General features: G+C 32.5%; 12 protein-coding genes. 10 read left to right on the forward strand and 2 right to left on the reverse strand.

Annotation, left to right across the window (positions count from 1 at the left end; all coding sequences use genetic code 11):
• Positions 1–159: 159 nt before the first annotated feature.
• Together RBU61_RS06210 and RBU61_RS06215 are read right to left on the reverse strand one after the other, a co-directional pair.
• Positions 160–945, reverse strand: a complete 786-nt coding sequence (locus tag RBU61_RS06210) for a type II CAAX endopeptidase family protein (RefSeq protein WP_308878750.1) — start codon at positions 943–945, stop codon at positions 160–162.
• A gap of 352 nt (positions 946–1297) precedes the next feature.
• On the reverse strand, positions 1298–2203 hold the full coding sequence (locus tag RBU61_RS06215; protein WP_308879770.1) for a DUF2935 domain-containing protein: 906 nt from the start codon (positions 2201–2203) through the stop codon (positions 1298–1300).
• Between the two features lie 782 nt (positions 2204–2985).
• Here RBU61_RS06215 and RBU61_RS06220 point away from each other — a divergent pair.
• From RBU61_RS06220 to RBU61_RS06265, 10 genes are all read left to right on the forward strand, one after another.
• On the forward strand, positions 2986–3819 hold the full coding sequence (locus RBU61_RS06220; RefSeq protein ID WP_308878751.1) for a MerR family transcriptional regulator: 834 nt from the start codon (positions 2986–2988) through the stop codon (positions 3817–3819).
• A gap of 131 nt (positions 3820–3950) precedes the next feature.
• Positions 3951–4937, forward strand: coding sequence for a serine hydrolase (locus RBU61_RS06225; protein WP_308878752.1), 987 nt, complete (start codon positions 3951–3953; stop codon positions 4935–4937).
• Between the two features lie 549 nt (positions 4938–5486).
• On the forward strand, positions 5487–5858 hold the full coding sequence (locus tag RBU61_RS06230; RefSeq protein ID WP_308878753.1) for a DUF1232 domain-containing protein: 372 nt from the start codon (positions 5487–5489) through the stop codon (positions 5856–5858).
• A 45-nt stretch (positions 5859–5903) separates the two neighbouring features.
• Positions 5904–6245 carry a hypothetical protein gene (locus RBU61_RS06235; RefSeq protein ID WP_308878754.1) on the forward strand — a complete coding sequence of 114 codons (342 nt, stop codon included), beginning with the start codon at positions 5904–5906 and terminating at the stop codon, positions 6243–6245.
• Between the two features lie 149 nt (positions 6246–6394).
• A complete protein-coding gene (locus RBU61_RS06240) occupies positions 6395–7276 on the forward strand; it encodes an MBL fold metallo-hydrolase (RefSeq protein WP_308878755.1) in 882 nt (293 codons plus the stop codon).
• Positions 7277–7657: 381 nt separating this feature from the next.
• Positions 7658–8563, forward strand: coding sequence for an AraC family transcriptional regulator (locus tag RBU61_RS06245; RefSeq protein WP_308878756.1), 906 nt, complete (start codon positions 7658–7660; stop codon positions 8561–8563).
• A gap of 511 nt (positions 8564–9074) precedes the next feature.
• Entirely contained in the window at positions 9075–9536 is a 462-nt protein-coding gene (locus RBU61_RS06250) for an RNA polymerase sigma factor (protein WP_308878759.1), read from the forward strand.
• The gene (locus RBU61_RS06255; RefSeq protein ID WP_308878760.1) at positions 9533–10264 is read left to right on the forward strand and encodes a hypothetical protein; all 732 of its coding nucleotides are present in this window, start codon (positions 9533–9535) and stop codon (positions 10262–10264) included. The genes RBU61_RS06250 and RBU61_RS06255 overlap by 4 nt, the downstream gene beginning before the upstream one ends.
• Complete coding sequence (locus RBU61_RS06260) at positions 10240–11112, forward strand: ABC transporter ATP-binding protein (protein WP_308878761.1); 873 nt, start codon at positions 10240–10242, stop codon at positions 11110–11112. The genes RBU61_RS06255 and RBU61_RS06260 overlap by 25 nt, the downstream gene beginning before the upstream one ends.
• Positions 11105–12307 (forward strand): hypothetical protein, encoded by a 1203-nt coding sequence (locus RBU61_RS06265; protein WP_308878763.1) that lies wholly within the window; start codon positions 11105–11107, stop codon positions 12305–12307. The genes RBU61_RS06260 and RBU61_RS06265 overlap by 8 nt, the downstream gene beginning before the upstream one ends.
• The last annotated feature ends 41 nt before the right edge of the window (positions 12308–12348 follow it).

A 12348-nucleotide genomic window follows, 5' to 3' on the forward strand; every position in this document is an offset into this window, starting at 1 on the left:
ACGATTATGGGTTTAAACTATATCAGACATAGCATAAAAGTGAACGGTAGGAATGTGATAAAAGTATATCTAATGAAAACCCCCAAAAATCATCCTGCCCCTAAGGTTTTACCAGCTTCAAGTGGCATCATTAGTGTGAAATTCTCATAATCTATACATTTATGATTCCTGGCACGTCATCTTTCTTATTACTATAATTGCTATAACAATCATCATGATTGCTGTTATGAATCCTGTCTCACCAACAAAATATGCCTGTTTATTTGCACTAGTTAATGGTCCATATATAATCTGATCAAAGAAATTATGACTGGCATGGAGTATAATAGCCGGCCATACACTTTTTGATTTTAATCTTAAACAAGCCATAATTGTTGTCATAGCAATAATTTCAATGGTGAACATTGGAAGCTGGTACCCAATATTTGTCCCTGATTGATACAAACCTGTTATCATAAGTGGGAAATGCCATACTGCCCATATTAGCCCACTTATCAAAATAGCAATCTTTATATTCCACATATTAACTAGTTTTGGTAGTAAGAATCCTCTCCATCCAATTTCTTCACCAGTAGCAGTAAAAAAAGAGGACAGGACTAATAATAGAAGATATCCAATGGAATTGGTATAAATTTCACCAGTGAATGATGAACGGTTAGCAATCCAGTAAATCCCATACGAAACTCCTAAATAGATTATTGGTACAAATATACCTATCAAAATATATTGTACATTACACCTATTCCATCCCAATACTTTTTCTTTGTGATAAAATATTCTATGTACAATAAATGCTGCTATTGCAGGACACCACATAAGTATAGATGTCATCCCTGCTGCTGCATCGCCACCTTTTATTCTTATGTAATAGCAAATACTGCTTAACACAAATGTAATGATTAAAAATATAACCACTGCTCTTTTATTTTTTGTCTCTTTTACCATATTATCCCTCCAATTATATAAATTCGCCTTATCAGCGTAACTTTCATCAACCACCGTTTCAAGAATATTTTACTCGGCGGGATACATGAAATTTTACCATCATTAAGCAAGTTCCTCAAGATTGGAATTATGAATATTTAGTAATAATTTCCACTTTACTGAAAATAGAGTATCTCCAAGACTGATTCCAAGGAAGGTAAAGGGACAGGTTGTATTTGTAGATAGCCATGAACACAATGAATATGGAAGCACGACAGTGCCATGAAGGAGCAACTGAGCAGGCCGAGACGCTACCTAAAAAAATGATCACCCTGCCTTGCAGAGTGATCAAAGCAGCTATACGCTACCCTGTTTATTTCACTTCCTTTAATATTCTTAAATAATGATTAGCTTCTCTTAGAACATGATCTCCTAAGAGTGGAATGATAATGGATCTGATTTTACATGCTAATAGACCTTCAGTTCCGGCTCTTTTAAAGTTCTTTATATTTTCTGTTGCCTTTAAGCTTTCATTTAAGATCTCCTTTTGATTACTTCTATTGCAATTTTCTTCTAATATCTTTTCAAAGGTTTCTGCTAATTCCTCCGCTGTTTCTTTTAATTCCTCTTCTGTAGGGTCAAGTAGACCATCAATAAACTCTGCATGCTCTTCCATTATCTGATTCCAGAAGTTCATGTCATCACATATGGTTCTATTCGGTAGTTTTCTATTTTGCAGAGACTTCAATGATTCCATATACAACTCAGCCTCTCGAAGAATATGCTCTATCAGTAGAGGATATAAGGTAGTAAATGTTTTACATTCTAACTGTGATTTAAGAAGTTCTTTCTTAAGTTCAATGACCTCTTCTAATAGATTCATGGATCTCATATTTATGTTGCAGATTTTTTCTTCTAACCACTCTGTATAATTGAAGTTTGGATCTGATCTTAAATCATATTCAGCTTCCGTGATTTCCATGTTTAGCGAAGCACCGGTTAACTCCGATGATATTTCTTCTGCTTTCAAAGTAAAAGGTGTTACGAGCTCATTTGATTCAAGAACTTCATTTCTTACCGCACAATTACCAAATATGACGGTTTCGGCTAATAGTGATTCAAAGGATTTTTTGAGTATATCAGCCTCATCAATTTTAGCTTCATTAACTGGTGGAAGACTAGTTTCTATAAAAAATAGATGCTCTTTCATAATCCTTTGAAAAAATAAATTTATCTCTAGTGATATTTGGATAAACTCTTTCCTTGATAACAGATAAATCCCCCCCTAATTATAATATTACTTAATATATAATATTATTAGAGAAATTTTATGTGATTAATTTACTCTAAAAATGAAGTATAATCTGTATTCGAAGTTAAGACATAAAAATCTTGATGCATTTATTTTATATGACTCCAAAACTAAATATTGAAAATAAAAGAGGCTAAGTTTTTAGGTCAGGTTAAAAGTTAGTCCCTTTTTTGTATCTAAAAACAGAAAGAGAGGAATGAGAACAATGTCAGGATTATTTATGTAAAGGAATAGAACAACTGATGATGCTGGCACCTAATTTTCAGCCAAGAAGAAGTGGAATAGTCATTAACACTTGTGGATATATTCATTTAAAATAGGTAGCCTCCTTTGGCCATGTAGTATAAAATAAAAACCTAGGGGAACACTGAAACAGTCTATCTGCCTAGGGAAAAAGCTTGATTTTATACTGGTTCTTGACTTTTTTTCTTGAAATGGATATGTGTTTTATCGAGATTTAAAATGCAAATCTATTCCAGGAGTGGGATGGGATTACATCAAAATATAAGAAAAAAGAGTTTTGCGAAAGTGTATGCTTTTACCAAGTTGTTTAATACTTCTTGGCAAAAGCATTTTGTGTTTATAGGCGATATACAGTGAAAGATATTCCACTTTAAAAGAACTTGCAATAACTTTTATATTAAGCTAAACTGCTAGTTACCTGTAGGAGGCAGTTTAAAGTGTGGTTGACTTTGACCTTAGGGCAAAGTTTATACTAGGTATAGCAGGTATTAGAAAGGAGAATTTGCATGCTATCAATTGGAGAGTTTTCAAATATATGTAAAGTATCTACAAAGACGCTTCGTTATTATGCTGAAATAGGGCTAATTTTGCCTGATGAAATCAACCCTGAAAATGGTTATAGATATTATTCTATCGAACAATTAGAAACAATGTTATTTATCAACCGCCTAAAATCATACAAATTTCCTTTAGAGGAAATAAAAACAATACTTGAATCAGAAGAATCACAGGATGAAAAACTTTACTTGGCACTTACAAGAAAGAAAAAAGAAATTGGAAAACAAGTACAAGAATTTGAAAAAACTTTAGACCAACTAAATAATGATATATCAAATTTGAAACAAGGCAAATCAATTATGTCATATTTGGAAAGCATTGATATTCAACTTGTAGAAGTATCAATGATGTATCTTCTATCTATCCGAAAAATGGTTCATGAATATGATTTTGCTGAAGAATATGGTAATTGTTTTAGTAAATTATTTAGGAAAATTGCAGATGACAAATTAACTATGATTGCTCCGCCAATGGTGCTTTTTCACAGTGCAGAATTTAGTCCACTTGGTTTAGATACTGAATTTGCTATTCCAGTAAAGGAGTATGTTACAGGTACAAGGGATTTTTACCCAGGACTATGCTTAAAAACAGTTCTATATGGTTCTTATTCTGACCTATCTTCTGTATACACCAAACAACGTGAATGGGCAGAAAAGGAAGGCTATGAATGTAACAATGCCCTTTATGAAGTATATGTAACTGACCCTTCTCAAGTTTCAAAAGAAAATGAGCTTATAACTGAAATTTATTATCCTATCAAAAAGAAAGTGTCAAATATTTAGACCAAGAAACCAAGACTACTTAATTTTCACAGTATGAGTTAACTTTATAAAAATAGGATAATCGTAAGATTGTAGAACTAAGAAAAGATGATTGAGCTAAAAAGACAATAAATCATAAAGGAGAAATTTATATGAATCAAGAAAAAATGATAGAGTTGGAAAAGAAAATAAACAATGATTACAGCAATATTGCAGGCATGGTTGTACTAAAAGACGGTAAAACACTATATGAAAATTACTTTAATGAATGCACTGCTACTAGCCGAATCCATATTTATTCAGTAACAAAAAGTATTATTTCCATATTAATTGGGATTGCCATAGACAAAGGGCACATCAAAAGTATCAATCAGAACATATTGGATTTTTTCCCAGATTACATAGTTAAAAGAAGAGAAAAAACAATACAGAATGTTACACTTAAGAATTTGCTAACAATGACAGCTCCATATAAATATAAGTTTGCACCCTACATAAAGTATTTCACCAGTGATGACTGGGTAAAATTTACCCTTGATTTATTAGGGGGTAGGGGGCAGATAGGGAAATTTAGATACACTCCCCTCATAGGACCAGATATTTTGTCGGGCATTCTTGTAAAAGCAACTGGGCAATCTGTGTTTGATTTTGCAAAAGAAAATTTATTCTCGCCATTGGGAATTACTGTTGAGAGTAATGTGATTTTTCATAGTAAAGAGGAACAACTCGCATTTAATAAAGCTAAAAATATCAGCGGCTGGGTTGCTGACTCAACTGGAGTAAATGCAGGAGGATGGGGTCTTACTCTCTCTCCTACGGATATGGCAAAGATAGGCCAATTATGCTTAGATGGCGGAATGTGGAATGGAAAACAAATTGTATCGACTCAATGGATAAATGAGAGTATAAAGGAACATAGTCGATGGGAAAAAATCAATCTTTCATATGGATATTTATGGTGGATTATTGATGGTAAAGAACATGCCTATGCAGCTATGGGAGATGGAGGAAATACCATTTATGTCAATACAAAGAAAAAGATGGTGGTTTCTATTGCTTCTCTTTTTGTGTCAAAGGTCAAGGATAGAATAGAACTTATTAGAGAGTATATTGAACCAATATTTGAGAATTGTGAGTAGTAAAGCAATAAACGATTCTTGACTGGTGTTGATAGCTTGTAAAAAGAAATGGAGTGTGGAAGATAGGAACACTGTAAAATAAAATGCTAACCTTAATCGGAGAAAATACAAAATTAGGAGCTTTGGCGGAAGCTTTTGATGAAGAATATAAGAGTATAATAAATATAGTATTGTCTTAGAACAATATAAAGTAGGATACTTGAGAGATCGACAGGTAACTTATAGAAGTCGTAATATTGCTTATAGGGCATAAATATATGAATCAGTCAAAGATTATCCAAGAAATCTGAAAAATTGGCTGGTGAATATTCAACTTATTGGAGTATAATGAATGATATCATATTGATAATATGGAGAATTGAGATATTGTTGAATTGTAGCTGGCATCATCGAAGAAACCTATGGAAAGTGGTATAATATAAGGAAGATCTTTATGATGGTGACATCAATACTTTTGGTATTGGACATATTATTATAATTTACTATAATAATAGATAAAATTCAATTTGAAGTTTAGATTATTGATGTAATCTGGGAGGATGGTATATATTGAAGAATCTTAAAGAAAGAGCTAACCAATTAAAAGTAGATATTCCGGCTGTTTTCATAGCGTTAAGAAAAAAAGAAACTCCAATCATAGCAAAAATATTTGCTGGATTGACAATTATATATGCTTTATCTCCAATTGATCTTATTCCAGATTTTATACCGGTGTTAGGTTATTTAGATGATATAATTATATTGCCGGGCCTTATTGCTCTGACAGTACGATTGATTCCGCCTAATATATTTGAAGAATGTCGCATTGATGCAGAAGAATTGTGGATAGAAGGTAAACCTAAGAATTGGTATTTTGCCTTACCAATTGTACTAATATGGTTTCTTGTGATTTTTATTGTTATAAAAGCAATATGGTCCTGATAATGAGCATAATTTAGAGTTGGTAAATTCTGATTTGGAGGTGTAATGATAGTGGCGAAGCATGAGTTTGGAATTATGTACAAGGAACCATCGATTAAAGAACGATTTGATACTTATGAACCCCAAAAATATAATTGCATTGCGATTCATGACGATTTCATTGAACCAATTATGATGGATTTGCAAGGCCTAGATTGTTATTGGCATACCTTGCAAAGAGAAGGGAAAGGTCTTGCATATTGTGGTATTACCCTAATACCGCCTAAATCAATGGGAGTATTTATCAGTACACTGTCATCTTACAATAAAGAGGAATATGCCTCTTTGATTGTTTTAGCTAAGCAAGCAAAAGAAAATGGAAAATATATAATTCATTATGGAATCTGAATCCCAAGCTGCCTTTGTAAAAGTATGATACTATCTTATTACTAATACAGAAATAAAAGCATTGAAAAATGATAAAATTGAGCTTTGAACAAGAGGAAAATGAAAATGGTCATTCCCAGACATTTATAAAATACACGGGAGGGAGAGCAATGTACGAATTAATACAAGTAGGAGAAAAGACATATTATATCAATTGCCCAGCCAAAATAGGGATATATAGAATAAATGAAAGTGATGTATGCCTAATTGATAGTGGTAACGATAAAGATGCAGGGAAGAAAGTACAAAAAATTCTTAAAGCACAGAATTGGAAATTATCAATGATTATCAATACACATTCACATGCTGATCATATTGGTGGAAATAGTTTATTACAACAGCGTTTAGAATGTCCTGCATATTCAGTAGGAATTGAGAATTCATTCATTCAAAATCCCGTTTTAGAACCTTCTTTTCTATACGGGGGATATCCCTGTAAGGAATTAAGAAATAAATTTTTAATGGCGCAAGCAAGTACAAATTCAGAACTGACAGAAGAAGTGTTACCAGTGGGGTTAGAGATGATTCGCTTAGATGGCCACAGTTTTTCTATGGTCGGATTAAAAACTGCTGATGATGTGTGGTTTCTCGCAGATTGTCTAACCAGTTCTAATATTATTGAAAAATATCATGTTTCTTTTTTATATGATGTAAGAGAATATTTAGAAACATTAGCTAAAGTAGAAAAGTTGCAAGGAAAATTATTTATCCCCGCACATTCGGAGCCGACAGAAAATATAAAGGATCTCGTGGACATTAATAGGAATAAAGTGTTTGAAATAATAGAATTGATTAAAAAAACATGTAAAGAACCCAAATGCTTTGAAGAAATATTAAAGAATATCTTTGATAGTTTTCAATTAACAATGGATTTTATCCAATATGCACTTGTAGGTAGTACTGTACGTTCTTATTTGTCATATTTACATGATAAAGGAGAATTGGCAGTTGAATTTGAGGATAATAGGTTGCTGTGGTTAGCAGGTAGCTAATCAGCCTACTCTTTATCATCCAAAAAAATCAATAAAGAAAATTTAAAGGCATCAAGATGAAAAATCTTAGTGCCTTCGTTTTCATATAAGCCAAAAAACAATTAAATAAATTTGCGGTTAGGCATATGACTTATAAGATATTTGAAAGCTTAGCAGGAAGATATGCATATCCAAGCAATTCTAGACATGATCGCACCTTTGGTCGCCAAATTCAACACTGGATTCTTATTTGTGGAAACACTTACCGATGCGTGTGGAACTCCATCCTACCTGTGATAGGTAATATATAGTTAAAAAGACTACAAGTTAATACTTGCACCTAAATTGACGGGTAATTACAAACCAAGTTTGCTATTATTTTCTTGAAGGGAGGTCATAGAAGTGAATACGTTTGCTCAACTAAATAAGGCTATGCAGTATATAGAAGAAAATCTTATGGGAGAAATTGATGGTCAGGAGTTGTCTCAGATTGCCTATTGCTCAGAGTATCACTTTAGGCGAATGTTTTCTTTTCTCGCTGGAATGTCTTTAAGCGAATATATTCGTCGCAGACGATTAGCTTTGGCTGTGACTATCTTAAAAAATAGTGAAGAAAAAATTATCGACATTGCATTACGGATGGGGTATAATTCGCCGGACGCTTTTGCTAAAGCATTTCAAAACATGCATGGTGTATCACCATCCCAGGCGAGAAAAAGTAATGTTATCTTGAAAGCATTTCCGCCAATGACCTTCTATATAACAATTCAAGGAGGGAACGAAATGAACTATCGAATTATAGAAAAAGAAGCCTTTTTCATCGCCGGGATAAAAAAGCGAATACCTTTGATTTACGAGGGCAAGAACCCGCATATGGATTCTATGTGGTCAAGTCTGACAATGGATGATTTTACAGAACTTAAGCAACTTTCCAATGTTGAGCCAATGGGAATTTTGTGTGTATCAGCGAACACGGAAAGGCTACCTGAACGTACTTCCTTGGTCGAAGGCGATTACCTTGACCAATATATTGGAGTTGCTACTACAAAGGTGGTGCCGGAACGATGGGAAATATTATCTGTTGATGCTTGTACCTGGGCAGTATTTACAATAGTAGGGGAATTTCCTAAAACCTTACAGGATACATGGGCAAGAATTTTTTCTGAATGGTTCCCTACATCTGGTTATGAGTCAACAGGGGGACCAGAAATATTGTGGAATGAAAGTCCAGACACATCAAAATCTGATTATAAAAGTGAACTTTGGATTCCAATAACTAAGGGCAGGATACCAAATTTAAGTGATTAGAACAACTCATCATGATTTTGTGAAAACTCAACTACCTAAGTGATAAAGAAAACATGCATATAAACAGAATAAGTTTCTGTGTATAATTACGGGACCAGTAGCTAAAGTTAATAATTATAGTTTGGATTCATTTTTATCTCAGAGGATAACAAATGCATCGATAGAGCCCCTATATACTTCCCTAAAAAAGAACATTCTATTTTACTTTCGACTTTAAGGACTGTTATTTATCAATAGTCCAGATTTTATTTGTCATATTAGGAATCATATACAACAAGGAGATATCTGTTAAAGAGTATTTGCTTTTTTGTTGTAGTAAACTTAGACGATAAAATTCCAGTTTATTGTGAATCTAATGTGTATAATAGAAACACAATAAATTCTAATTTATATAACTAAAAATAAGTTATGAACGACTTAAGCACAAGATATTTCTTGTGCTTGTATTTTTTAAAATTAATCGCACATTTATCTACTATTATACGTTATACATAGTGAAAGGAGGTTTCTTATGTCTGTAAGCTTACAAGACCAATATGATAAAGTATACCGATATTGTTATTTTAAAGTAAATAATAAAGAGATAGCAGAAGATTTGACGCAAGAAACTTTCTTGAAATATTTCAGTCAAACATCGTATATAAATAGAGGAAAACCTCTTGCTTATCTCTATACAATAGCCAAAAATCTATGTATTGATTTTTACAGAAATAATAAAAAAGAACAAGATCTTGATGAAGAAGTATTAGCTAATGATGATATTTCTACTTTTGAAACAAGCTTTGCTATAAGACAGGCAGTACACACATTGCCAAATGATTTGCAAGAGCTGCTTTTACTTCGTTTTGCAAGCCAGCTTGGCATAGGTGAAATAGCAAATATTATGGACATTTCTAGGTTTTCAGTTTATCGTAAGTTAAATAAAGCATTTGGCAAGTTAAAAACTGTTTTGAGAGAGGAGGATTTTTCATGAGAAATAATTTAAAAAGAAAATTAAAATCAGCCTTTGAAGCTCCAGCACCTATAAGAAAAAGTATTTTTTTAAGTCAATTTGATTATCCTAAGGCAAGTCGGTTTGATTTTATTAAATCACAGGCAGGATATATTAGGAAACGGGTTTGGGTTTTGTCCTTATTATTATTTATAGGTACACTTATTGGAATATATTATTATGAAGTATCTACTTCTATTGTCTGGGTTGTATCGTCTATTTTTCCCTTTATTTCTCTTGCAAGTATAGCTGAAATTCTTAGAAGTACCACATACAATATGGATGAACTTGAGATAAGTTGTAAGCACAACTTTTTAGAGGTTAGCCTTATTCGTTTGGGAATATTGGGAATAGCTAATTTTGCTGTTTTAATTAGTATTTTACTTTTATTCATGGGACAAACCGATTTTGGATTTTTTCGATTGGGGTTATATTTAATAACACCATATTTATTAAATTGCTACGGTTCACTATTTGCTATCAATCGTTTAAAAAGCAGGGAAATAACTTATATTTGTGGTATTGTTACAGCTTTCGTTAGTCTATTAAATGCTTTGTTTACAATACAAATCAATGATATTTATACAGAAAGATATTGGTCATTCTGGCTTATGTCATTTATTATTTTAACTGTATTGAGTTATAAAGAGGTTGTGAAACTAATTAAGAAAATGGAGGGATTACAGTGGAACTCATCATTGACCGTTTAACAAAGCAATATAAGAATAAAATTGCTATTGATCGGATTTCATTAACGCTGGAAAAAGGTGTTTATGGATTATTAGGGCCAAATGGCGCAGGAAAGACAACACTAATGCAAATGCTATGTGGAGTCTTAAAACCCACAAGTGGAGAAGTAAAATTCAATGGAATTGATGTAAGTGAAGAAGAATATAGAGATTCGTTAGGTTATTTGCCACAGGATTTTGGGTACTATCCAGAATTTACGGCCTATGATTTTTTGCTTTATATGGCAAGCTTAAAGGGGCTTACGAAGGAACGAGCGAAGGAAAAGGCAAATGAACTTTTAGAGCTTGTGGCTCTTTCCGATGTAGCAAAAAAGAAAATCAAAACATTTTCTGGTGGAATGAAACGACGTTTAGGTATTGCACAAGCAATGCTAAATAATCCTAAGATTTTGATTTTAGATGAGCCAACTGCAGGACTTGATCCAAAGGAGCGTGTACGTTTTCGAAATTTAATTTCTAGATTAGGTAAAGACAAAATTGTGTTACTGTCTACTCATATTGTTTCAGATGTTGAGTATATCGCCTCTACAATTCTAATGATAAAAGATGGGCAAATTATACGTGAGGGTAGCCTTGAAAAAATTATTAGTGTAATAGAAGGAAAAGTGTTTGAATGTTCAGTAGACAGTAAAACTGCTGCTAATCTAATAGCTAATTATCCGATAATAAATATACGGGAAGAATCAGATAAAACCTTTTTACGTCTAGTAGCAGAAAAAAACCCTTGTGAAACTGCAGTTGTTGTATCAGCCACATTGGAAGATTTATACTTGTATTATTTTAATGAGGGGGTAAACAAGAATGAATAGTATTTGTGAATTAGTTGGGTTTGAATACAGGAAAATTTTATGGAAACGTCGTACTATTATTACATTGTTGTTTGCTGTTTTCATCACAGTATTTAGCTGTATTGGTCCATTAATGGGAAATGATTACATAAAAGGTGAAATATCAGAAAGCACTTATGATGGTATGAAGAAAGACAGGGAATATATAAGAAGTATGTCAGGCAGAGTAATAGGCAGTGACATACTTTCAGAAACAATAGAAGCCTATACTCAAATTCCACCTACTGATGGTAAGTATACGGACACGCAAGAATATCAGCAGTATGCTCGACCATATTATGAAATTTACTATATGATTAGAAAAGCATATAATATAAATGACAGGAAAGAAATAGAATTACTTAGCGAAGAGAATGTTAATAATTTCTACAGTATACGACAAGATATGGTTGAAAGAAGCATAGAAGAAACAACAATGAGCTCCACAGAAAAACCAGCTTCTGTGAGGCTAAGTAAACAAGTAAAAACTCCGTTTATTTACTCATATACAGGAGGATATACAAGATTTTTTTCACAGATGTTTGTGACTGCTATTTTAATATGCTTTATCTGTTCCATTTGTATATCACCATTATTTGCAGGGGAGTATACTGATAAAATGGATAGCCTGATTTTGTCATCTAAATATGGTAAAAATAAAGTTATATATGCAAAACTATTTACAGGAATATCCTTTTCAATTTTATTGAGCATTGTACTTACAGTGGTATCTTATGTCACAACGATGGCATTTTTCGGATGGGAAGGTGGTAATTCTCCAATTCAATTTTTTTTACCACTATCAATACACCCATTTACAATGGGGCAGGTTGCATTATTATACTTTGTTTTAATTTTATTTGGAAATATATTATCTGTAACATTGACGATGCTATTATCCGCAAAGCTAAAGTCTCCATTTATGGTCATTGTGATTATGACAATAATCACTATCCTTCCTATGTTTGTGACCTTATCTGAAGACATACTGTGGATATATCATTTATTCAATCTTATTCCTGTAAATATGTTTTCTATTGGTAATATTTTAGATGTATTTTCTATAAATTTATTTGGATTAATGGTACAGCCTTATGAAATTATTCTTGCTTTTGCTATTATATCGAGCATAGTATTATTACCATTTGCATATCGAAGCTTCAGAAATCATAATTGAATATAAAGTTACCCTATACTCGGGTTAATACTTATCATACA

Source organism: Tissierella sp. MB52-C2 (assembly GCF_030931715.1).
Classification (GTDB): domain Bacteria; phylum Bacillota; class Clostridia; order Tissierellales; family Tissierellaceae; genus Tissierella.